The sequence below is a fragment of the Amycolatopsis acididurans genome (assembly GCF_012328925.1).
Taxonomy (GTDB): Bacteria; Actinomycetota; Actinomycetes; order Mycobacteriales; family Pseudonocardiaceae; genus Amycolatopsis_E; species Amycolatopsis_E acididurans.
In genome coordinates this window covers 92,986-114,991 of record NZ_JAAXLS010000007.1, presented here as the reverse complement: position 1 = coordinate 114,991, position 22,006 = coordinate 92,986, and the positions used below count along the sequence as shown (strand labels likewise).

At 70.5% G+C, this 22,006-nt stretch carries 25 protein-coding genes; 14 read left to right on the top strand and 11 right to left on the bottom strand.

Annotation, left to right across the window (positions count from 1 at the left end; all coding sequences use genetic code 11):
• Window positions 1-14 precede the first annotated feature (14 nt).
• Window positions 15-1,148, bottom strand: a complete 1,134-nt coding sequence (locus HFP15_RS13655; RefSeq protein WP_168515334.1) for a PucR family transcriptional regulator — start codon at window positions 1,146-1,148, stop codon at window positions 15-17.
• Between the two features lie 196 nt (window positions 1,149-1,344).
• On the opposite strand from HFP15_RS13655, the gene HFP15_RS13650 reads away from it, so the two are divergent.
• On the top strand, window positions 1,345-4,062 hold the full coding sequence (locus HFP15_RS13650) for a helix-turn-helix transcriptional regulator (RefSeq protein WP_246271662.1): 2,718 nt from the start codon (window positions 1,345-1,347) through the stop codon (window positions 4,060-4,062).
• 28 nt (window positions 4,063-4,090) lie between these two features.
• On the opposite strand, the gene nrfD is transcribed toward HFP15_RS13650, so the two are convergent.
• From nrfD to HFP15_RS13635, 3 genes are read right to left on the bottom strand one after another with little or no spacing between them, the layout of a single operon-like run.
• Entirely contained in the window at window positions 4,091-5,002 is a 912-nt protein-coding gene (nrfD, locus tag HFP15_RS13645; protein ID WP_168515330.1) for an NrfD/PsrC family molybdoenzyme membrane anchor subunit, read from the bottom strand.
• Complete coding sequence (locus HFP15_RS13640; RefSeq protein WP_168515328.1) at window positions 4,999-6,018, bottom strand: 4Fe-4S dicluster domain-containing protein; 1,020 nt, start codon at window positions 6,016-6,018, stop codon at window positions 4,999-5,001. The genes nrfD and HFP15_RS13640 overlap by 4 nt, the downstream gene beginning before the upstream one ends.
• A 55-nt stretch (window positions 6,019-6,073) precedes the next feature.
• On the bottom strand, window positions 6,074-6,319 hold the full coding sequence (locus HFP15_RS13635) for a hypothetical protein (RefSeq protein ID WP_168515326.1): 246 nt from the start codon (window positions 6,317-6,319) through the stop codon (window positions 6,074-6,076).
• Between the two features lie 70 nt (window positions 6,320-6,389).
• Between HFP15_RS13635 and HFP15_RS13630 the strand changes: the two genes are divergently transcribed.
• The gene (locus HFP15_RS13630) at window positions 6,390-6,866 is read left to right on the top strand and encodes a nuclear transport factor 2 family protein (protein ID WP_168515324.1); all 477 of its coding nucleotides are present in this window, start codon (window positions 6,390-6,392) and stop codon (window positions 6,864-6,866) included.
• Here the strand turns inward: HFP15_RS13630 and HFP15_RS13625 are convergent.
• The 3 genes from HFP15_RS13625 to HFP15_RS42745 all read right to left on the bottom strand — a co-directional run bounded on the left by HFP15_RS13625 (window position 6,830) and on the right by HFP15_RS42745 (window position 8,957).
• A complete protein-coding gene (locus HFP15_RS13625) occupies window positions 6,830-7,330 on the bottom strand; it encodes a DUF3995 domain-containing protein (protein ID WP_168515322.1) in 501 nt (166 codons plus the stop codon). The two genes, HFP15_RS13630 and HFP15_RS13625, sit on opposite strands and share 37 nt — an antisense overlap.
• A gap of 9 nt (window positions 7,331-7,339) precedes the next feature.
• Window positions 7,340-8,203 carry a universal stress protein gene (locus HFP15_RS13620; protein ID WP_168515320.1) on the bottom strand — a complete coding sequence of 288 codons (864 nt, stop codon included), beginning with the start codon at window positions 8,201-8,203 and terminating at the stop codon, window positions 7,340-7,342.
• Between the two features lie 100 nt (window positions 8,204-8,303).
• Complete coding sequence (locus tag HFP15_RS42745) at window positions 8,304-8,957, bottom strand: hypothetical protein (protein WP_246271661.1); 654 nt, start codon at window positions 8,955-8,957, stop codon at window positions 8,304-8,306.
• Window positions 8,958-9,139: 182 nt separating this feature from the next.
• Between HFP15_RS42745 and HFP15_RS13610 the strand changes: the two genes are divergently transcribed.
• Complete coding sequence (locus HFP15_RS13610; protein WP_168515318.1) at window positions 9,140-10,033, top strand: isocitrate lyase/PEP mutase family protein; 894 nt, start codon at window positions 9,140-9,142, stop codon at window positions 10,031-10,033.
• Here the strand turns inward: HFP15_RS13610 and HFP15_RS13605 are convergent.
• Window positions 10,030-10,425, bottom strand: coding sequence for a hypothetical protein (locus tag HFP15_RS13605; protein ID WP_168515316.1), 396 nt, complete (start codon window positions 10,423-10,425; stop codon window positions 10,030-10,032). The two genes, HFP15_RS13610 and HFP15_RS13605, sit on opposite strands and share 4 nt — an antisense overlap.
• Window positions 10,426-10,569: 144 nt before the next feature.
• On the opposite strand from HFP15_RS13605, the gene HFP15_RS13600 reads away from it, so the two are divergent.
• From HFP15_RS13600 to HFP15_RS13585, 4 genes are all read left to right on the top strand, one after another.
• Window positions 10,570-10,923 (top strand): STAS domain-containing protein, encoded by a 354-nt coding sequence (locus HFP15_RS13600; protein WP_168515314.1) that lies wholly within the window; start codon window positions 10,570-10,572, stop codon window positions 10,921-10,923.
• 59 nt (window positions 10,924-10,982) lie between these two features.
• Window positions 10,983-11,180, top strand: a complete 198-nt coding sequence (locus tag HFP15_RS13595) for a hypothetical protein (RefSeq protein WP_168515312.1) — start codon at window positions 10,983-10,985, stop codon at window positions 11,178-11,180.
• A gap of 107 nt (window positions 11,181-11,287) precedes the next feature.
• Window positions 11,288-11,797 carry a SigE family RNA polymerase sigma factor gene (locus tag HFP15_RS13590; RefSeq protein ID WP_168515310.1) on the top strand — a complete coding sequence of 170 codons (510 nt, stop codon included), beginning with the start codon at window positions 11,288-11,290 and terminating at the stop codon, window positions 11,795-11,797.
• Window positions 11,794-12,825 carry an LCP family protein gene (locus tag HFP15_RS13585; protein ID WP_168515308.1) on the top strand — a complete coding sequence of 344 codons (1,032 nt, stop codon included), beginning with the start codon at window positions 11,794-11,796 and terminating at the stop codon, window positions 12,823-12,825. The genes HFP15_RS13590 and HFP15_RS13585 overlap by 4 nt, the downstream gene beginning before the upstream one ends.
• 3 nt (window positions 12,826-12,828) lie before the next feature.
• Here the strand turns inward: HFP15_RS13585 and HFP15_RS13580 are convergent, their stop codons facing one another.
• From HFP15_RS13580 to HFP15_RS13570, 3 genes are all read right to left on the bottom strand, one after another.
• Window positions 12,829-13,632: a class I SAM-dependent methyltransferase gene (locus HFP15_RS13580; RefSeq protein ID WP_168515306.1), complete on the bottom strand. Its 804-nt coding sequence runs from the start codon at window positions 13,630-13,632 to the stop codon at window positions 12,829-12,831.
• An 11-nt stretch (window positions 13,633-13,643) separates the two neighbouring features.
• On the bottom strand, window positions 13,644-15,431 hold the full coding sequence (locus tag HFP15_RS13575; protein WP_210717203.1) for a glycosyltransferase: 1,788 nt from the start codon (window positions 15,429-15,431) through the stop codon (window positions 13,644-13,646).
• 112 nt (window positions 15,432-15,543) lie between these two features.
• Window positions 15,544-16,464, bottom strand: a complete 921-nt coding sequence (locus HFP15_RS13570) for a sigma-70 family RNA polymerase sigma factor (RefSeq protein ID WP_168515302.1) — start codon at window positions 16,462-16,464, stop codon at window positions 15,544-15,546.
• A gap of 25 nt (window positions 16,465-16,489) precedes the next feature.
• Here HFP15_RS13570 and dnaG point away from each other — a divergent pair, with 25 nt between their 5' ends.
• From dnaG to HFP15_RS13535, 7 genes are all read left to right on the top strand, one after another.
• The gene (gene dnaG / locus HFP15_RS13565; protein WP_512699082.1) at window positions 16,490-18,376 is read left to right on the top strand and encodes a DNA primase; all 1,887 of its coding nucleotides are present in this window, start codon (window positions 16,490-16,492) and stop codon (window positions 18,374-18,376) included.
• Between the two features lie 4 nt (window positions 18,377-18,380).
• Window positions 18,381-18,893: a hypothetical protein gene (locus HFP15_RS13560; RefSeq protein ID WP_168515298.1), complete on the top strand. Its 513-nt coding sequence runs from the start codon at window positions 18,381-18,383 to the stop codon at window positions 18,891-18,893.
• Between the two features lie 15 nt (window positions 18,894-18,908).
• Window positions 18,909-19,667, top strand: a complete 759-nt coding sequence (locus HFP15_RS13555) for a trans-aconitate 2-methyltransferase (protein ID WP_168515296.1) — start codon at window positions 18,909-18,911, stop codon at window positions 19,665-19,667.
• Between the two features lie 180 nt (window positions 19,668-19,847).
• On the top strand, window positions 19,848-20,330 hold the full coding sequence (locus HFP15_RS13550) for a nitroreductase/quinone reductase family protein (RefSeq protein WP_168515294.1): 483 nt from the start codon (window positions 19,848-19,850) through the stop codon (window positions 20,328-20,330).
• A gap of 95 nt (window positions 20,331-20,425) precedes the next feature.
• The gene (locus tag HFP15_RS13545; RefSeq protein ID WP_168515292.1) at window positions 20,426-20,887 is read left to right on the top strand and encodes an SRPBCC family protein; all 462 of its coding nucleotides are present in this window, start codon (window positions 20,426-20,428) and stop codon (window positions 20,885-20,887) included.
• Window positions 20,888-20,992: 105 nt separating this feature from the next.
• Window positions 20,993-21,664 (top strand): SAV_915 family protein, encoded by a 672-nt coding sequence (locus HFP15_RS13540; protein ID WP_168515291.1) that lies wholly within the window; start codon window positions 20,993-20,995, stop codon window positions 21,662-21,664.
• A gap of 11 nt (window positions 21,665-21,675) precedes the next feature.
• Window positions 21,676-22,005 carry a hypothetical protein gene (locus HFP15_RS13535; RefSeq protein WP_168515289.1) on the top strand — a complete coding sequence of 110 codons (330 nt, stop codon included), beginning with the start codon at window positions 21,676-21,678 and terminating at the stop codon, window positions 22,003-22,005.
• Window position 22,006 lies beyond the last annotated feature (1 nt).

Genomic DNA, 22,006 nt, shown 5'->3' with positions numbered 1-22,006 from the left:
GACCGCACGGTAGCTCAGTAGGCCGCGCCTTTGAGCCGCAGTGCCCGTAGTGCGGCCTCGATCTCGAATCGCGCCGTCGGATCGTGCAGGTCATCGCCGAACGCCTCGTCGACCTGGCGCATCCGGTACCGCACCGTACGCGGATGCACGTTCAGCTTCGCCGCCGTCTCCTGCACGTTGCCCTGCGCCTGCAGCCACGCGAACAGGGTGCCCGCCAGCCGCGCCCGCTGTTTGGCGGGAAACGTGTTCAGCGGTGTCAGCCGCCGCCGGGTGACCTGTTTGAGCAGCCCCGGATCGCCGAGCAGCCACAGCGTCGACCAGTGATCGGCGCACAGCGTCACCGGCATGTCGGGCAGCACGCCCTCGTCCACCAGACGCACCGCCTGCCGGGCCCAGCGCAGCGACGACGCGGCTTCGGCGAACGGCACCGTCGGCCCGATCGCCAGCCGCGCACCGTGGAACGCGGCCGAGAGCCGTTGCAGCCGTTCGGTGTTCACCGGCGCAGGCACCAGCAGGCAGGGTTCGGGATCGCGCAGGTCGGCGAGGATGTCCGTGTCCAGCGCGGGTTCCGTGCGCAACTGGCCGACGTGCACCGCGACGAGCGCGCACTGCTCGGGCACGATCCACGCGGCGCCGCGGGCCAGATCGGTGATCGCCGAAGGCTGTGCGGGCGGCCGTTTGACGATGAGCTGCAGCAAACGACGGCGCATACCGCGGCCCGCGTCGTCGGCCTTGGACCGCGCCTCGCGATAGCCACGGGTAGCCAGCGCGGCCAGTTCGTCGAGGAAGACGAACAGCCGGTCGGCCAGCCACGACACGTCCACCGCGGTCAGCCCGCGCTGCCGTTCCACCTTCGCGATGCGCCGCCACGCGACGCGGCCACCGACACGCAGCGCGGCGTGCACGTGATCGAGCGTGCGGCCCGCGTGTCCTTCGGCGCGCCCGATGCCCAGGAACGTCCGCTCCGCGTCGGCGCGGTCCAGCTGCGGAAACTCCAGTAGATCAAGGAAAAGCCGTGCGGCGTAGTCGACACGGTCGCGGAGTTGCGCGCCATTGGCTTCCTCGGGCGTGCGGCCGTACTCCGGCACCGCGCGACGGATCTCGCGGACGATCTCGTCCACAAGGCTCGGCAGCTCAGGCCGCAGCAACACTCCCAGTCTGCGTCTTCGCTCATCCATCGCGGCCAACCGACCACCCTCCACCACCACATTTCCAGCGTGCATCCACCTTCTCCTGATCTCAAACGGGATCGGGTGTCGCATCTTGTGTGCGATCACCAGGCGTCTGCATCGGCAAAATCGCCAGTCCCTTCCCTTACCGTTACCAAAGAGCAACACTGTCGGTATGCGCGTGGGAAATCTGTGTGGTCGCAACGAAGAGCTGCGCCATTTGGCCCAACTTGTGCGGCGAGCCGAAGCCGGGGAAGGCGGCTCGCTCGAGCTGATCGGCGAGCCTGGCCTGGGAAAAACGGCTCTGTTGACCGCCGTTCGCGCCGACGCGGCCGGTTTCGGTTTCGCCGGGATCGACGCCGCGCCCACCGAGAAAGCGCTTTCCTTCAGCGGACTGAGCCAATTGCTGACTCCGCTGGTCAGCAGGCTGGACCGGATACCACCGGCACTGGCGGACATCGTGGGCTGTGATTTTTCCAACAGCACAGGGAAATCCGACACTGAAAGCGCTTTCTCGATCGGATCCGCGGTCACCGCCGTCCTCGTCGAAGCCGCGCGCGAGCAGCCGTTGCTGTGTTGTGTGGATGACGCACAGTGGCTGGACGCGGAATCACGCGAAGCACTGCTGTTCGCGGCCAGACGCGTTACCGGGCAACCAATCGCGCTCATACTCGCCACAAGTTCACCGGAGGCGAACGGACTTTCGTCGGTGCGGCTGGCGCCGCTCGGCGAAGGCGCGAGCCGCGCACTGCTCGCCGAACAGGTGCCGGAAGGACTGCCCGAGGACCTCGCGGACCAGATGATCGCGCTGGCATCCGGCAACCCTCTCGCGCTGGTCGAACTCGCCGGCTCACTGACCGCGGGACAACGCGCCGGGACCGCACCGCCGCCGGCCGCGCTGCCCGCGCGAAGCCGGTTCCGCGCACGGTTGCGGGAGCGCTTCGCCGGGCTCTCTTCCGACGCGCGACGGCTCGTGCGGCTCGTCGTCGCCGGCGAGGAGATCGAAGTGAGCACGGTGATGCGCGCGGCCACCGAAGCGGGAATCGCGCTCGAGGCGCTCGCCGAGGCGACCGGATCGGGACTCATCGCCGACAACGGCGAGGTGCTCGCGGCGCCGAGCGAGCTGGTCCGGTCCTGCCTGTACGCCGACGATCCGCTCGCCGAACGCCACGCGACGCACCGGCTGCTGGCGGAACTGCTGGACGATCCGTTGCGCGCACTGACGCACCGTGCCGCGATCAGCGCGCGTCCGAACCGGGAACTCGCGGGCGAACTCGACCGGGCCGCGGCGGGCGCGCGAAGATCGAGGGATCACGCGTCCTCCTCCCGCGCCTACCATCTCGCCGCCGACCTCACGCCCGACCCGAACGTCAAGGCGCTGCGGCTGCTCAACGCCTCGCGCGACTACTGGCTGACCGGCGCGGCCCGGCAGAGCCGCACCCTGCTGCGGCGCGTGCGGCCGCTCACCGCCGACGCGACCGTGCGCGGGCTCGCCGATCTGCTCCGCGGCGAGATCGAACTGCGCGACGGTGCTCCCGCCGCCGGGCACCGGAGCCTGCTGGACGCCGCGGCCGCGCTCGCCGGCCCGGACCGCCAGCTCGCGCTCACCGCATTGATGCGCGCGGGCGAAGCCAGTTGCGCCGCCGGTGACTACGCCGGCTTCTGCGAGATCGCGCGGCTCGCCGGCGCCCTCGGCGCGCCCGGGCAGCCGCCGCTGCCGCATCTGATGCTCGATTACTTCGACGGTCTGTCGGCGACTCTGCGGGAACGGCACGAGCAGGCCCGGGAGCCGCTGCGCCGGGTGATGGCACTGGGCGCGGAGCTGTCCGGATGCTCGGCGAAGACATGGGCGAGCATCGCCGCGCTGGTCGCCGGTGACGACGAACGGGCGGCCGAACTGGCCGCGGCCGGGGTCAACGCCGCGCTGGCCGACGGCAGTTCGACGCTCACGCCGTGGGCGCTGGAGCTGCTCGCGACCGCCTCGGTGCGGCTCGACCGGCACGGGCCCGCGATGTCGGCGGCAGGCGACGGGCTTCGCTTCGCCAAGGCCGCCGGGCAGCACAACTGCGTGATCAACCACCTGACCCTGCTCGCGCTGGTCGCCGCCCTGCAAGGTGACAAGGAGACCACCATGCGGCGCCTGGACAGCGCGGCGGAGGAGGCGGCCGAACGCGGGCTGGCGCCGCGGCGGGCGATGGGCACGTGGGCGCTGGCATGCCTCGACCTCAACGAAGACCGGCCCGCGGACGCGCTGGCGAAGCTGCGGACCGTCGCCAGGAGCGCGAACCCGGTCGTCCGGGTGATGGCCACGCCCCAGCTCGTGGAGGCCGCGGCACGCTGCGGCGAACGCGACGTGGCCGCCCGTACCGTCGAGACCTTCGACGCGTGGGCCCGTGCGACACGCGATCCCGCCCAGCTCGCGCTGTCGCTGCGCTGCCAGGCGCTGCTGGCCGATGACGACGAGGAGGCTCACGAGCTGTTCGGGGACGCGCTGCGCCTGCACCGCGACGCCGACCGCCCGTTCGAGCGCGCCAAAACGGAACTGTTCTACGGCGAACGGCTGCGGCGGGCACGCAAACCCCTTGCCGCGCGGGAGCATCTGCGCCAGGCGTGGCAGATTTTCCAAAGCTACGAAGCGGCTTACTGGGCCGACCGCGCCCGCGCGGAACTGCGGGCGGCCGGGGAGACCGTGGAAACCGGCGAACCCGCCGCGATCGCCGGGCTGACACCCCAGCAGGCGCACATCTCCCGCCTGGTGGCCGAAGGCGCGACGAACAAGGAGATCGCGGCCCAGCTGTTCCTCAGCCCCCGCACGGTCGACCACCATCTGCGCAACATCTTCGCGAAGCTGGGGATCCGCTCCCGGGTGGAACTGACGGCGATCGTGAAGTGAGCCACCCGCGTGGCTCACGCGGGTGTGCTCACCTGGCCATCTCGGGCTGCGCCTTCGCCTGCAGGCGCTCTCGCTGCGGCACGACCACGTATTTCGGGTCGCGGGTGGACTGCACGCCCGCCTCGAAGGTGCCGAAGCGCTGCAACGCGCTTCCCGCCAGCAGCGCCAGGCCGGACAGCACCGCGGCGGTGCGGCTGCGCCGGGCCAGGAGGGTGCCCGCCGCCCCACCCACGGACAGGGCCTCCGCCAGCCGTCGCTTGGGGTTGCGGTAGGTCTCGCGCACCAGCCCCAGCCGCTTGTCCATCAGCCGCGACGCCGCCGTCTCCAGCGCGACGCCGGCCACCGCCAGCCGCCGCGCGGGACCGGCCTCGCGTACCGGGGCCAGCGCCATGCCCAGGCCTGCCCCACTGGCCGCGGCCGAACCGGTGAACACGAACGGCAGGTAGGGATGCGCTTCGTGCCAGGCCGGGACCGCGGTCTGCGACAACAGCACCGCCGTGTAGGACGCCAGTCCGGGCGCGACACCGGCCGCGGCGAGACCCGCGGGCCGCGCGAAGGGGCGGACGATGCGGCCCGGCCAGCTGCGTCGTGGCATCAGCTCGGCCACCGCGGCGACGCCGGCAGGCGGACCGAAGCCCAGGAGAATCCAGGTACCCACACTCATCGGTGAGCTCGGCTTGGCCACCCGCAGCATGTGGTGGAACCGCGCCGGGCGGCCGAGGTCCCCGATCAGCAGGCCGGTGCTCGCGACCAGGCTGCCCAGCGCACCCAGCCTGCTCACGCGCCGCAACGTGGGCTTCCCGGTCAGATCCGCACCCGCCCCGAGCATGGCCGAGGCCGCGGAGAGCCCGCCGGTGAACAGATACGCCGGGATCATCCACTCCCACACCGGCGATTTCAGCACGGCCCGCCCGTAGTAGGACTGGTAGTCCGAGGTCATCGCTTGCTCCGTCCGAGGAACGAGGACACCGCCGCCGCGACGAACGCCGAGGCCGCCATGCCGGCGAACTTCCACATCGACTTCAGATCGCGTGTCGGCACCACCGGATCCGGGGGCAGGCCGTACACCTCCGGCTCGTCCAGCAGCAGGAAGAACGCCCCGTCACCGCCGACCCCGTCGTCGGGATCGTGGCCGTACAGCCGCGCCTCGGCCACACCCGCGCCGTGCAGCTCCTCGACCCGCCGCGCGGCGCGCTCCCGCAGCTCGTCCAGCGGCCCGAACTGGATGGAATCCGTCGGACACGCCTTGGCGCACGCGGGTTCCAGACCGTCACGGAGCCGGTCGTAACACAGCGTGCACTTCCAGGCCCGCCCGTCGTCCTCACGCCGGTCGATCACGCCGTACGGGCAGCCGGAAACGCAGTAGCCGCACCCGTTGCAGATGTCCTCCTGCACCACCACCGTGCCGAACTCGGTGCGGAACAACGCGCCGGTCGGGCACACGTCCAGGCAGCCGGCGTGCGTGCAGTGCTTGCACACATCCGAACTCATCAGCCAGCGGAAATCGGTCCGCGCCTCGGCCCCGGTGGCCGCGCCCGGCGGTTCGAACGAGGGCAGCCCCAGATCGACCGGCGTCGTGCCCAGTTCCCCGCCGCCCCGCTCGGCCAGCGCCAGCGCCGAACCGACCACCTCCGCAGAGGACCGCGTGCCCGACGGGCCGAGCGGCAGCCCCGCCAGGCCGGGATTCTGCCCGCCCAGCGGGCGGGTCTGCTCGACGAAGGCGACGTGCCGCCACGTGTCGGCACCCAGCGAGCCGGTGTTGTCGAAGGACATGCCCAGCAGGTTGAACCCGTCGTCGGGCACCAGGTTCCATTCCTTGCAGGCCACTTCACAGGCCTTGCAGCCGATGCACACCGAGGTGTCGGTGAAGAAGCCGACGCGTGGCGGGTGCTCGTCGTACCCGGCGTCGGCCGCCGGATCATCGAGCCGTCCGTACAGGCTGTGCTCGTCGATCATCGATGCCTCCACCTTCAGTGGTAGGCCATCGCGGCGGCACGCACAACTCGGGCGCTCATGCGCCGAGCGTGGAGATCTCGGTGTTGAGGATCTCGGCCTGCTCCTCCAGCATCCGTTGGTCGGCCTGGGCCTCCCCTATGCGGCGCCGCAGCTCCTCCCGGGTCGCCACGGTCAGCGCGCCGTCGTGGGCGGGCCGGCTCTCCGGCGGGACGACCGTCAGCCGGCCGCCCTCCAGCACGATCTTCGTGCCGTCCGTGGAAGCGAGCAGAACCTCCAGGTCGGCCGCGGTCACCTTCGTCATGGCTGGTGCGTACCCACCGCGGCGCGGCATTATGCACTTTCGGGTCCCGCGTGCGCGGAAGGAGCCGGCAATGGCGCTCACCACCCAGACAATGACCGATGAACAGCGCAAATCGGTCGCGCTGGAATACCTCAAGGCGTTCGACAACGGCGGCGTGACCAGTACGGGCGGCGCGATCCTCGATCTGTTCGCCGAGGACGCGCAGGTGTACTTCCCGAAATGGGGGCTGGCCACCGGCAGAGCGGAGATCGGCAAGCTCTTCGGTGACGTCGGCGCGACCCTGCGCTCGATCAGGCACGACTACGCGAGCTTCAACTGGATCTTCTCCGGTTCCGACACGCTCGTCGCGGAGGGCACCAGCCACGGCGAGCACCAGGACGGGGCGTGGCGCGCCGGCGTGCCCGAGTGGGGTGCGGGCCGGTGGTGTGACGTGTTCGAGATCCGCGACTGGAAGATCCAGCGCGTGTTCATCTACCTCGATCCCGACTACGCGGGCCGCGACACCGCGCGCTATCCGTGGCTCGCGGGCACGTCCACAAAGGACTGACGGCGGAACGCGACCGTCGTCGTCGTCAGCAGGATGCCCCACACCAGGAACCACAGGTCCCAGATCGCCACGTGCCAGCGCAGTGCCGTCCAGTCGACGGCCGAGTCCGGCTCGACCGCGCCGGTGAGCACGAGCGCGCCGACCGCGACGAGCACACCGCCGTAGACGATCAGCAGGCAGCCGCCCAGCGCGGCCGGCACCAGCACCCAGCGCACCCGTCCCCTGGTGCGCACGAGCAGGTAGCACAGGCCGCAGCCGGCCACCTTGAGCAGCGTGGCGCCCAGGCCGAGGGCGAACGCCGCGGTACCGCCACGGCGGGCGAGATCACCGACCTCGCCGCCGACGGTGTCGAGCAGTGCGGTGCCCCCGAGGGTCCAGTACAGGCTGAACGCCGCGTAGACCAGGCCGACCACGACGGCGGCATAACCCGCGATGATGCCGGTTCTCAGACGTGCGGCCCCCATGATCGCAACTTACCGCAACCGGTGCACCACGAGGACCGGGCTGTGCGCATGACTGATCAGCGCCTGGCTGGTGGATCCCAGCAGCAGCCCGGCAAAGCCGCCGCGGCCGCGCTTGCCGACGACGACCAGTTGTGCCTTTTTGCTCCACTCCAGCAGAAGATGCCGCGGCCGGTCACGCACGGCCACGCGGTCCACCGCCACGTCGGGGTACTTTTCCTGCCAGCCGACCAGGTTCTCGGCCAGCAACCGGCGTTCGGCCTCGGCGACGGGTTCCCAGCCGAAGTACGGCCGCGCCGGGCCCGCGAAGCGTTCCAGGTCGGCGTCACTCCACGAATGCACCGCGATCAGCCGCACGTCACGCCGGGCGGCTTCCTCGAACGCGGCCGCGATCACGGCCGTCGAGTACGGGCCGCCGTCGATGCCCATGACCACGGGCGCGGACGCGGCCTGTTCCACACCCCGCACCACCGCGACCGCGCAGTGCGCGTGCGCGACGACGACCGCGGGCACGGCGCCCACCAGCAGGGCGGGAAACGCGTGGTGCCCCGTCGCCCCGAGTACCACGAGTTGGGCCGTGGCGGATTCGGCGAGCAGCGCGTTCGGCGCGGCGGCCGCCGGGATCACGGTGGTCACGCGCGGCAGCGCTCCGGCCACCTCCGCCGCCTCGGCGACGACGCGCTCGCCTTCGGCACGGAGCTTGGTGACGATGCCCGCGCTCTCGGCGAATCCCCCGGTGAAACGCAACGCCGGCGGCTCGACCGCGTGCACGATACGTAGTGCCGCCCCCCGCCGGCGTGCCTCCTCCATCGCCCAGCGCACCGCGCGCAACGCCGTGCTGGAGCCGTCCACGCCGACGACCACCGGCTTCGCCATCGTGCCGCCTCCTTCACCCTGCCACAGAAGGTACGAAAAGAAGACGCGGCGCCGCGGCTGGCGTTCGGCCCCATCGTGAGGGACTTTCGCCCCTTCGGTCCTATGTGGATTCCAGCGGGCGGACGAAGCGGATGTCGGCCGCGAGATGCTGCGCACGGGCCACGGCGCTGTCGTCGTAGGTGCCGGTGCGCGGTTCCAGTTCACGGATCAGGCCGAGCAGCGCCGACCGCAGGCCCTGCACCGCCTTGGTCACTCCCTGGCGGCACGGCGCGTAGTCCAGCGGGGCCGCGTCGGGCCGCAACGCCGCGGTCACCGCGGCCGCCAGCTGCTCGGCGGCCTCCCCGGCCTCCACCGCCGGCGCGGCCTGCACCACCTCGGCGGTCCGCACGGGTTCCGGCGCCGCCTCGCCGTCCGCACACGCCGCGTCCCGCGCTCTCCCGGCTCGGAAACCCCCGGAATCGGCGGGTCCCCGCGCGTACGGCACCGGCCCGACCCCGACGGCGGGCTCGGCCGCTTCTCCTGCCGCGGCAACCGATCCGCTCACCTGAACAACCGAGTCGGGTGCCCTCTCCCCGAATTCCTCCGCCTGGCCGGCCGAACCAGTCCGCATCGATGCCCCCTCCTCCGGCCTCGCCGAGTGCGCCGGCTGCTGCCCGCCACCGGCGATCTCACGGTTGAGCTCTTCCGGCAGTTCGCCGGTGGCTTCCGGATTTTTCCCCGCGAGCTCCGGCGTTTCCCCAGCCAAGGCCGTCATCGCTTCCCTCCCACCTGTTTCGGTGTCCGCACTCGTTGAAGAGCTGCCCGGGAAAGCTTCCATTGAAACACGACCTGGGTAAACCGTGCGAATCATGACGACCGATCAGGTCCGGATCGAGCTGATCCTGCCGGGTGTGGAAAAGTCGGAGTCACGGGTATCCGGTGTGTGGAGGTTGGAAAATGGCGAAGCTGATCGGGGAAGATGTGGACGGTCCCGCCCGGCTGCGGGAACTGCTCTCGCGCGGCGAACCGGTTGTGGCGCCCGGTGTCTACGACGCGCTCGGTGCCCGGCTCGTCGAGGAGGCCGGGTTCGGCGTGGTCTACATGACCGGATTCGGCACCACCGCCTCGCTCATCGGCCGCCCGGACGTGGGCCTGCTCACGATGTCCGAAATGGTCGGCAACGCGCGGCGGATCGATTCCGCGGTGGAGCTTCCCGTGATCGCCGACGCCGACACCGGCTACGGCAACGCGCTCAACGTGATCCGTACCGTGCGCGAGTACGAGACGGCGGGCGTCGCCGGTATCCACATCGAGGATCAGGTCGCGCCGAAACGCTGCGGGCACATGGAAGGCAAGCAGGTCGTGCCCGCCGAAACGATGGTCGACAAGGTGCGCGCCGCCGTGCAGGCCCGGCGCAACCCGGATTTCGTGCTGATCGCCCGTACCGACGCCCGTGCGGTGGAGGGGGTGGACGCCGCGATCGAACGCGCACACCGCTACCTCGACGCGGGCGCCGACGCGCTGTTCGTGGAGGCGCTGCAAAGCGACGAGGAGATCGAGCGGGTCGCCGCCGAGTTCGCGGGCGTGCCGCTGGTGTTCAACTGGGCCGAGGGCGGCAAGACCCCGCCCAAGGACTTCGACCGCCTGCGGCAGCTGGGCTTCCGGCTGATCCTGTGCCCGATCTCGACGCTGCTCGCCGCCACCAGGGCGATGCGCGAGGTGCTGGCGCGTATCGCGGCGGACGGCACACCCGCCCGCGTGGTCGCGGACCTGCCGGGGTTCGGCGAGTTCACCGACTTCATCGGCCTGCCCGAGGTCAACGAGCTGGGCAAGCAGTTCGGCGCCGGTTAGCCCGACCCACGGGGCGCGGGCAGGTCGAGACGCGAGCGCAGCCGGACACAGGCCCACAGTTTCATGCGGTTGCCCTCGTTGCCGATGCCCCAGTCCGTCGCGCACGCCTCCAGCACCCGCCCGCCCGCGTGCGACCAGGACGGCGCCACGGGCGAGCGCAGCGGCGGGGCGTCGATCGCGACACGCAGCCCCGGCCGGTCGAACGAGCGGATCAGGGAGACGGTCGCGGGCACGCTGCCGTACTGGCAGGGCAGGCCGCACAGCTCGTCGGCGACGAGCATCGCGTCGATCACGTCATCGGTGTCGCAGTCCGCCAGCAACGACCGGACACGGGTGCGGAGCGCGGCCAGATCCCCGAAACCGCGCACGACGAACCGCTCCATCCGTTCCACCCCAGTCCACCTCCGTGCGCCCGCCGACAATGCGAGTGGAACTCGGATACCCGCCCTGAACGAACCGAAACTGTTGCCGTGCGACACGGCGCGACTAGGCTGCTCACGAGGCTGGCAGGCCCGACCAGGGAGGTTCATGACGCCATGGTTGCGGAGCCGGATTCGTTCGTCTTGGGCGCACGGTGGCCCAAGCCGGACGTGGCGATCCTGGAGGTGACCGGGGACCTGGACATCCGCACGGCGCCTCAGCTCGAGGCCGCCCTGTCGAAGCTGTGCGCCGAGGATCCGCGCACCGTCGTGGTCGATCTGACCGCCGTCGGGTTCCTCGGCTCGGCAGGTCTCGCGGCGCTGATCGCGGTGCGGCAGCGCACCAGCAGCCCGAAGGCACTGCGCATCGTCGCGGCCACCGAGGAGACGGACCGGATGTTCCGGCTCACCGGGCTGGACGGCCTGCTGGCCGTGTACCCGACCCGCGACGCGGCGCTTTCCGACGTGTAGGTAACGAGGGGCACTCGCCGCCGATATTCGGCATAACGAGGCCGAGGTGGTGCCCCCCCATGTCCGTCCGCTCCCCCAGCACGAAACCGTGGTTCCGCAGATTGTGGTGGTTCGCCTGCGCGCTGCTGTTCCTGGTCGCGGGCGGGCTGCAGACCTACCTGGCGGTGAGCATGGCCGCCTGGTGGGCGTGGACGGCGGCGGCCTTCTTCGTGCTCATCGGCCTGGGCTGCGCGGTCGCGGCACTGCGGGAGCGTTAGCCACCTCACCCGGCCCGGTGAAAAAATCTCCGCGACGACTCAACATCCGGCGGCTTCCGGCGCGTTGAAGGGGCAGCAACGAGCACAACAGCAGAAGGGGGCGGAGCGTGCCGGACCGCTTCGACCAGTTCGTGGCCGACCGACTCGACCGGCTGCTGCGGTACGCAACCGCGCTGACCTGCGATCCGCACCTCGCGCAGGACATCGTGCAGGAGGTTCTGCTGCGCGCGCAGAGCCGCTGGGCACGGATCTCGGCCCTGCAGGCCCCCGACTCCTACGTGCGGCGCATGGTCACCAACGAGTACCTGTCGTGGCGCCGGCGGCGGGCGGCCCGCACCATCGCCTCCACGCACAGCACACTCGACGCGCTCGCCGCCCCGGCCGCTGATCACGCCGACGGCTACGCCGAACGCGACGCCATGCGCAGCAGGATCGCCGCGCTGCCGCGCAAGCAACGAGCCGCGATCCTGCTGCGCTACTACGAGGACTGCACCGACGCCGAGATCGCCGAGGCGCTCGGCTGTTCCCCGGGCACCGTCCGCAGCCACATCTCACGCGCACTCGGTTCGCTGCGCGCCGCCGAGCCCCGGCCGATTTTCAAGGAGGCGTTGTCATGACCCAGGAGCAGACCGAACGCCTCATCCGCCAGGCGCTCGCCGCCGAGGCCGACCGGGCCGTCGACCCGCGCGTCGTCCTGGCCGAACTCGAACGACGACGCGCCCGCCCGCCGCGGCGGCGCACCCCGCTGGTGCTCTCGGCGGCCGCGGTCGCCGTCGCGGTGCTCGTGGCCACGCTGGTCGTGCCGCGCCTGCTGCGCGACGACCAGCCGCCGGCCGGCGCCACGGCGGTCACCGACCAGAACATCCTGCTGGTCGGCGTGGACGATGCGAACCACGCGGACTCGATCGCGCTCACCCACCTCGGCGCGGACGGATCGGCCGCGGTGATCTCGGTGCCGCGCGACACGCTCACCGACGTGCCCGGCCTGGGCCCGCGGACGCTGGGCACCACGCTGCCGGAAGGGCCGGAACGGCTGGTCTCCGCCGTGCAGAGCCTCACCGGCGTCCACATCGACCACTACGTGCTGGTCGGCATGGCGGCGTTCGAGCGGATCAGTACCGAGGTCGGCGGGGTTCCAGTGTGCCTGGTCGAGGCGTCGCCGCCGTTCGCGTCCGGGATACAGGTGCTGAGCGGGCCACGGACCCTCGACTACCTGCGGCAGCGGCTCGGCCTGCCCAAAGGGGACCTCGACCGGATCGCCCGGCTGCAGACCTTCCTGCGCTCGCTCGCCGGCCGGCTCGCCGCGCAGGGGAAGATCGCCGACCAGCACCTGCTGACCACGGTGCGTGACAACGTCCGGACCGACCCGGGCTGGAACCTGCTCGACGTCGCCGCGCTGCTGCGGGGCCTGCACGTGGCGGACCTGCGGACCGGCACGATCCCGCTGGTCGACGCGCACGGCAGCACGCCGGGCGTGCTGCTGGCCGCGCCGGCCGAGGTCCAGGCCTACGTCCGCGGCATGCTCGATCCCGCGACGGCCGCCGTGACGAGCCGGCCGAACCGCATCACCACCACGAAGGCCGGCGCGCCGCCGGTCACCTCGAGCGGCGCGCCGCAGGACGGGCCCGTACGCTGCGTGAACTGAGGCTCAGCCGGTGATGCGCACGATGAGCTGTTCGTTGTTGACCGTGTATCCCGCGTACTCGAACCGGATCCCGGTGTGCTCCACGAACTCGGTCCACGCCTTGTGCTCGTGCATCTCCCAGCCCGGATAGTTGAAGTACTCGTCGAACAGCACGATGCTGCCGGGGCGCAGCCGATCTCCCGCCAGGTCGAGCACGGTCTTGGTCGAGGAGTACAGGTCCGCGTCCAGGTGCAGGAACGCGACCGGGCCGGGATGTTCGGCCAGGAAGCCCGGCAGCGTCTCGTCGAACCAGCCGACGACGATCTCGGCACCGTCGACGTCGGGCACCCGGTCCACCGCGAACGTCCCGGCCGGCATCGTGTTGCGCCAGTCCTCGGGCAGGCCCTCGAAGGAGTCGAAACCGTAGATCTCCCGCCCCGTCAGCGTCGTGGCGATGACCTTGAGCGTGCTTCCGCTGAACACGCCGAACTCCAGGGCCATCCCCTCGGCCGACACCAGCGACAGGGCGTGCTCCAGCGTTTCCAGCGGCGTGGTGAACAGCGGTGCGGTGGGCATGTTCTCGCGCACGAACTGCTCGCTGGCCTTGCCCGCGGCTCGTTCACCGGCGGCGAACAGGTCGCGGCGGGAGCGGAACTCGACGTCCTGCACGGCGCGGATCACCCGGTCGGCCTCGTGCCGGACGGTGTGCTCGAGGTCCGCGCGCGCCTTGTCGATCAGCTCCTCGGTGCGCGCGAGGTTTCGGTCGGCGACCTCTTCGGCGACGCGCAACAGCGAACACCGCAGGCGGTGGCGGATCCGGTTGAACAAGGGGACACTCCTCAGTCGGTTCCGAACAGCCGCTTCCAGTTGGCGCGGCCGGTCAGCTCGGGGAAAGAGGCACGATAGCGCTCCCTCGCCCGCGGCGCGCGCCGGAGGAAACGGTAGAGCACGCGGGCACCCCGCAGCGCCAGCGCCCGCATCAACGCCGGATCGCGGCGGCGCATCCGCACTCCACTCTGCGACGGATCGGTCACCACCGCCGTGTCGAACAGCGAGACGTGCCACCACTCGCTGTACCGGTCGGCGATCGTCGCACCACCACGAGACCGTCCGAGCACATGCCACGCGGCACGTTTGACCAGCACCAGTCCCGGCCGGGACGGGGTCGGCCCGGCGGGCGCGACGGGCAGGTCGGGCGCACCGGAGATGGGATGCGTGACGGTCTCCAGGTGCTCGGCGCGCAGCTTGCGGATGGCGCCGAGGGCCTGCGCGCCGCCGTCCTGGAGCACCGAGGGCCCGCGCAGGAAGTCCTCGACCGCGGTGATGAGGGTGACCGCGAGCCCGTAGCGCATCGAGACCAGGTACCGCCACAGCTCGGCGAACAGGAACCGCGCGGTGTCACGGACGTCGAACTCGCCGTGCAGCGCCGACACGATCAGCGCGTTGCGCAGGCTGAAGTAGCGCGCCCAGTCGTCCCAGTCCTTCCAGGCGAAATCCGCGTGCCACACACCTGCGCCCGGCAGCGTGACGGTCCGGTGTCCCGCCGCGCGGGCCCGCAGCCCGTACTCGATGTCGTCCCACTGGAAGAAGATCGGCAGCGGATAGCCGACATCGGTGATGACCTCCGGCGGGATGAGGCAGCACCACCAGGCGTTGTACCCGGCGTCGAGCCTGGTGTGCTGGCTTTTCTCGGTGAGGTCGGCGTCGTGCACGGCGTCGGCCACCGGACGCCCCGCGCGCAGGTTCGGCAGGTCGACGTGCTCGGCGTCGACGTGCAGCCGGTCCGGATGCAGCAACTGCAGCATCTGCCCGCCCACGATCGCCGGTTCGTCCGTGCGGCTCGCGAACGCGATCATGCGCAGCACCGTCTCCGGTTCGAGCATGATGTCGTCGTCCATCAGCACGACGTAGGGCCACTGCTGCCCCGCCGTGGCCTCGTACATGCCGCGGGTGAACCCGCCGGCGCCGCCGAGATTGGGCTGGCGCAGGTAGTTCAGCTTGCCGCCGAGCGACTGCCGCAGCGCGGCGAACCCGTCCCGCGAGGCGACCGGATCGTTGCCCTGGTCCACGACGTACACGGTCGCCAGCCTCGCCAGGCATTCCGCGTCCCCGGCCAGTGTGGTCAGGGTGACCATGGCGTCGTCGGCCCGGTTGTGGGTGCACATCACCACGACCGCGTCCCGTTCCCGCACCGGCCCCTGGACGTGCCAGCGCACCTCCCCGGCCACCAGCGGCGCGGCACCCGTGGTGAACTCCAGCCACAGCGCACCGCCGTCGGCGAAGCGGTCCAGCTTCGCGCGCAGTTCCACGTCCCCGCCGGAGGAGAAGCGGACGCTGTCGACCGCGCGTGATCTTCCCGCGCTGTCGGAGGCCAGCAGCCGGACGCGTCCGGCGCCTTCGACAGCGACGCGAACGGAAACCTCGTCGATTCTGGTCCAGGATTGCCAGTAGCTCGCGGGGAAACGGCCGAAATAGGTGTCGGTGGTGGCCGTCGCGTGCGGATCGAGAACGAGCCGGGCCCGTTCCGCGACCGCGATGCCGCGTTCGGCCTGGAAATACAGTTCGGCGGGCTCCAGTTCGCGCGGTGGCGCGAAGAAGGTCCGCTGCACGACTGTTCTCTCGCCCATCACCCACTCGACCCCCTCGGAGAGGAATCCCGGTTACTGAAAACGTACCGCAGGTGAGATGCCGATCACAGTCGAGGCGTATCGCCGTTCCAGAACTGTCGCGTGTGGACGGTTATCCGTCGGCGGGAACCCGCGTGAGCTTGTCCGGGTTGGCGATGTCGTAAATGGCCACGACCCGCCCGTCGCGAATCGCCATTGTCTGCACGTGCGCGTCGAGATCGAGATACGTGCCGTCACTGCTGGGCCGCGGCGGGATGTAGTAGCCGATATCGCCGTTGACCAGGACCGGGCGCCCGCTCGCCAGCGAGCCCGGCTCGTACTTGCCGAGCAGCCCCTGGAAGAAGCGGAGGATCTTGTCGGCGCCGACCATGACCCGGCGCGTGGTGCGGGCCTTGCCGTTCGAATCGCCGATCAGCACCGCGTCCGGATGCAGCAGCTCGGTGACGGCCCGCACGTCCCCGGCGAACAGCGCCCGCATGAAACGGTCGAGCAGCTCCTGCTGCTCGACCATGCTCGCGCGCGGTGGCGGCTCGGCGTCCTTGAGCGCCTTGCGCCCGCGCGAGGCGTGCTGCCGTGCCGTGTCCACCGAGACCCCCAGCGCACCGGCGATCTCGTCGAACGGCACCGAGAAGGCGTCGTGCAGCACGAACGCGACGCGCTGCTCGGGGGTGAGCTTGTCCAGCACCACCATCGCGGCCATCCGTACGCCCTCGTCGCGCACGGTCACCTCCAGCGGGTCCTCGCCCTGCGCCCCGGTCAGCGGGGTGACCACCGGCTCGGGCAGCCACTCGCCCACGTAGCGTTCCCGCTGCACGGCCGCCGAGCGCAGCCGGTCGAGGCAGATCCGGCCGACGACCGTGGTCAGCCACGCCTTGAGGTCCTTGATCCGGGCGAGCTTGTCCTCGGCGAGACCGGCCAGCCGCAGCCAGGACTCCTGCACCGCGTCCTCGGCGTCGGACACCGATCCGGTGAGCCGGTAGGCCACCGCGATCAGGTGCGCCCGGTGGCCGGTGAACTCGTCAACGAGGGCCATGCCCCCAGACACTAGTATCGAGGGCGTGGCAGGTCGTATCCGGGAAAGTGACATCGCGGAGGTACGCCAGCGCAACCGGATCGACGAGGTCGTGGGTGACTACGTGGCACTGCGCAACGCCGGGGGCGGGGCGCTGAAGGGGCTGTGCCCGTTCCACGACGAGAAGACCCCGTCGTTCAACGTCCGGCCCACGCACGGCACCTTCCACTGCTTCGGCTGCGGCGAGGGCGGCGACGTCATCAAGTTCCTGATGAAGATCGACCACCTCCCGTTCGTCGAGGCCGTCGAGCGGCTGGCCGACCGCGTCGGGTTCCGCCTCACCTACGAGGGCGGCGGCGCCACCATCCAGCGCGACCGCGGCACCCGCACCCGCATGGTCGAGGCGCACAAGGCGGCGGCGGAGTTCTACGCCGAGCAGCTGCGCACGCCGGAGGCCGAGCTGGCGCGCAGCTATCTCAAGGAGCGCGGGTTCGACGAGGCCGCCGCGCAGCGCTTCGGCTGCGGGTTCGCGCCCAGCGGCTGGGACAAGCTGACGAAGTTCCTGCTCAACCGTGGTTTCGAGATGGCCGAACTGCTCAAGGCGCAGCTGATCAAGGAGGGGCGGCAGGGCCCGATCGACCGGTTCCACCGCAGGCTGGTGTGGCCGATCAGGGACCTCAGCGGCGACGTCGTCGGGTTCGGCGCGCGGCGGCTGTTCGACGACGACCCGATCCAGGCCAAGTACCTCAACACCAGCGAGAGCCCGATCTACAAGAAGTCGCAGGTGCTGTTCGGGCTGGACCTGGCCAAACGCGAGATCGCCAAGCGGCACCAGGTGGTCGTCGTGGAGGGCTACACCGACGTGATGGCCATGCACGCGGCCGGGGTGCCGACGGCGGTCGCGTCCTCGGGCACCGCGTTCGGCGAGGACCACATGAAGGTGCTGCGGCGCCTGATGATGGACGACGACGCGTTCCGCGGTGAGGTGATCTTCACCTTCGACGGCGACGAGGCGGGCCAGAAGGCGGCGCTCAAGGCGTTCGAGGGCGAGCAGACCTTCGCCGGCCAGACCTACATCGCGGTCGCGCCGGACGGGATGGACCCGTGCGAGCTGCGGCTGGCCAAGGGCGACGCCGCGGTGCGCGATCTGGTCGCCCGCCGGATCCCGCTGTTCGAGTTCGCGATCAAGAGCATCCTCGCCGACTACGACCTGGACTCGGTCGACGGGCAGGTCGCCGCACTGCAGCGCACCGTGCCGCTCGTCGGGCAGATCAAGGACCGGGCGAAACGGGACGGCTACGCGACGAAACTCGCGTGGTGGGCAGGCTGGCAGGACGCCGACATGGTGGTCCGGCGTGTGCGCGCGGCCTCGGGGAAGGGCGAGCCGGTCAAGGCGGGGCGGCGGGCGCCGCAGCAGAACGGCGGCGGCGATGCCGAGATCACGCGCCCACCGGCGAAGGACCCCCGGTACCTGGCGCAGCGCGAGGTGCTCAAGGCGGCGTTGCAGGAACCGGCGATGGCGGGCCCGGAGTACGACGCGCTGCCCGAGGAGGCGTTCACGCATCCGGCCTACGAGGCCGTGCACCGGGCGGTGCTCAAGGCGGGCGGTGCGAGCAGCGGTCTCGCCGGCCCGGCGCTCATCGACGCCGCGGGTACGTATGTTCCACAAGAGACGGTACGGCAGCTGCTGTCCGAGCTGGCCGTGGAACCCTTGCGCGCCAAGGGAGAAGCCGATGTGCGCTACATCGGGAGCATGATCGCCGCGGTGCAGGAGAACCTCGTCGGACGGCAGGTCGCGGAGATCAAGTCCCGGCTGCAACGGCTGTCGCCGATCGAGGCCGAGGAGGAGTACCGGGCGTTGTTCGGCGATCTGGTGGCGCTCGAGGAGTACCGCAAGGCGCTCAAGGAGCAGGCGATCGGCGGGATGGACTGACGCGATGGGCTGGGTGCGACGGCTGCTCGGCGATCCCCTGCCGGACGATTTCCCCGGATCGCTGGCGTCGGGAGAGAACGCGCTGGCCGCGGCCGAAGTGGCCTACGGCGGGCATCTCGTGGTGACCGAACTCGGGCTGTGGCTGCCCGAGGGACGGCGGGTCGGCTGGCATCTGGTGAGCAAAGCCGTGTGGCGCGAGGGAATTCTGACCGTGGTGGAGGCCGAGGAGATCGGCGCCGCGGGCGCGGCGGTGTTGCTGGCCGATCGCGAACCGGCGCGTTTCGCCTTGCCCCGTCCGGGAAAGCTGCCGGTGATGGTGCGGCAGCGGGTGGACGGTTCGATCCGCGGGCGGCACCGGCACGAGCTGACCGGCGGCGGGGTGTGGTTCGTGCAGCGCAAGATTCCCGGCCGGGACGGCAGCGTGCTGCAGGCGAGGCCCGACCGTGGGGTTTCGGTCGAGACGGTCTCGGCCATCGCACGGGAGGCGGCGGAGAAGCTGGCGCGCCCCGAGGCATAGCAGTACGCTCGTACTGTGTGGGATCCGGTTGCGTATCTGGGGTATGCCGATCTTCGCGGGCGCCCGTTCCATGACCTGCTCGGCCGGATCGGCGCGGAGGCGCCCCGGCGTGTCGTCGATCTGGGGTGCGGTCCCGGCAATCTGACGGCCGACCTGGCCAAACGCTGGCCGAACGCGGTGATCGAGGCCTGCGACAGCTCACCCGAGATGGTCGCGGCGGCCCGTGCCGCCGGGGTCGAGGCCGAGTTGGTGGATGTCCGCGACTGGTCCCCGGCCGTGGACACCGATGTCGTGGTGACCAATGCTGTTCTGCAGTGGGTGCCAGGGCATGAGGAGCTGCTGCGCCGGTGGGCCGGTCTGCTGCCGCCGGGCGCGTGGCTGGCGATGCAGGTGCCGGGCAATTTCGACGCGCCGTCGCACGTGCTGACGCGTTCGCTGGCGGCAAGCCCGCGGTGGGCTTCGCGAATAGGCCCGGTGCGCGGGGCGGACTCGGTCGCCTCGCCGACGGATTACGCGAACCTCCTGACCGATGCGGGCTGTGCCGCGGATGTCTGGGAGACCACGTACGTCCAGCCGCTGACCGGGAAGGACGCGGTGCTGGAGTGGATCACCGGCACGGCCCTGCGCCCGATCCGCGCCGCCCTCGACGACGCCGCGTGGACGCAGTTCCGCGCGGAACTGGCGCCGCGGCTGGCCGAGGCATACCCGACGCGTCCGGACGGGACGACGTGGTTCCGGTTCCGCCGGATTTTCGCTGTGGCACGGGTGATCTGAGGTCCGACGCCCGCGGCGCCCTCACGAGTGAATCACTGGACGAACGTCCCGGCTGGTGTGGACGTTCCGCACTGGCCCGGGCAAGGGGTTCCACGATGTGCTGCCGGGGAGAACACCCCGGCGCCGGCCGACGACGCACCACCCAGCAGGCCGCCGCCCTCGATACGGATGGGACACCACATGAGCTTCGATACCCTCGCCGGCACTCAAGGAAGCCGTCTGGCTACCGGACCGGTCACGCGGTGGCTGGACAGGCAGATGAGCACGCGGCCGGTCCGCAAGATCTTCAGCACGTTCTTCAACTTCGACGCCCTGGTGCTGACCACCACCGGGCGCAAGAGCGGGATCGAACGCAAGACCGTGGTCTGCTGGTTCCCCGGCGGGCAGGGCAGCTACCTGATCGTCGCGGCCGCGGGAGGTACGGCGGGCAATCCGGCGTGGTACTACAACATGGCCGCGCACCCGGACCAGGTCGAGATCGAGATCGACGGCCGCACGATCCCGGTGACCGCCGAACAGCTTCACGGAGACGAGCGCGCGCAAGCCTGGCAGCAGATCATCAGAGCCGCCCGCCGGTTCGCCCGCTTCCAGCAGCACACCGACCGGGAACTCCCGGTCATCCGCCTGACGCCGCGGATGCCGGTTCAGCGCACTGCCGGCTAGAAAGCCGTCCCGCCGGGTCCTTCGCCTCTAGCCGGCCGCTGGAGGCGAGGAGACGGTGAGGCTTGCTGACCAACCATTGAGGAGGGGTGAGCGGCATGAAGCGCAGCATCCACATCGAGGCCCCCGTCGAGAAGGTGTTCGACCTCGTCAAGAACCCCAGCTATATGCCGGAAGGCGTGACGATGCACTTCGAGGTCACGGATGTCAAAAAGACCGACGAAGGTGTCGGCACTTCCTACAGCTGGGTTTCGAAGACACCGGTCCTCCGCATGGAGGGCTTCGACGTGTACACGGAGTTCGTGCCCAACCAGCGCATCACGGACAGGTCGTCGTCGTCCATGGCCGGCGACATCACGATCTCGTTCGAGCCCGAAGGTTCCGGCACGAAGGTGACGATGGAGTCCAATTCCCGCTCTTTGTGGCGGTTCCCGCCGCTCCGGCAACTGGCGGACTTCGTCAAGGGCATGACCGCCGGAAGGTACCTACCGGCAGTGAAGGCGGAGATAGAAACCCCGAAGCCCGCCGGTAGCCCGAAGGCCACCGACGACGCCGGGTGATGCGCGAGCCTGATTCTCGATCTTCCCTGATGCGGTGCGCCTGCTTCACGGAACCGACTACAGTGAGCATTTGGGAGAGTGTGTCGAGTAGCCGGGTGGGACCGAATGAGCCAGCGACCGGCGGGTACGTCAACGCCGGGAATAGTCCTGGTCGATGACCTCCCGGAGCGAGTCCCGGACGCGATCTTCCTGCTGGTAAGTGCCGAAGAGAACGGCCACGGTGGCGGGGTTGACGTCTGGACGACGGCCCGCGGTGAACGCGCGGTCTTGACCTTCTCGACGATTCAAGCCCTCGTGGGAGCGTGCGGCGCTGGCCAGCCGTGGGTTCCGGTCTCGCGCGACGAACTCACCCGATTGTGCGATGAGCTGCGGGTGAGCGTGGTGGGCCTGGACGTGGCGCCACCGGAGGGGCATCGGTATCCGGAGCCGGAGGTGTCCGAGTTGCCGGATCTGGAACCGCGGGAACCGGCGGAGCGTCAGTTGCTGTATGTCGCCTCCCGGCCGATGCGGTCCCGGACCGACCTCGTGCAGCTGGAACTTCAACCGGACAAGCGGGGCCGGCTGATGGTGCTGGCCTACACCTCCGAGGAAGCGTTGGTGGCCGGGTGCGGCCCCTATCAGCCGTGGGTCGCGATCCCAGCGAATCTCATCGGCGAGGCCGCCCAGCGCTCGGAGGCGGACGGGGTGCTGTTCAACCCGGTGCTGGCCGAGCAGTCGCGGCACACTTCTTCGGTGCGGAGCTGGCGGGACGACGTGATGGGCGAGAAGTGCGACTGAGGGGACGGGAAATGCCGGACGCTGGTTACAGCTACGACCCGAACGGGCTCACCCAGGTGAACGCGGACCTGGGCGCCGCACGCGATGAGCTCGCAGCAGTGGGCAACCAGCAGATCACCGCGCCGGACGCAGGGGCGTCCTCGGATGTGGTGGCGAACGCGATCGCGGGCTTGATCGGTGCGGCTGTGGGCGCGGCGTCGCTGGCGGAGGAGATCGGTGGCAACGTCAACATCGCCAACGGCGCGTACGGGGCCTATGAGAACAACCAGGCCGGGGCGACCCTGCGGGAGCAGGAGGAAGTGCAGGGCGACAACGCCCCAATCGCAACCGGCCCGATGTAGG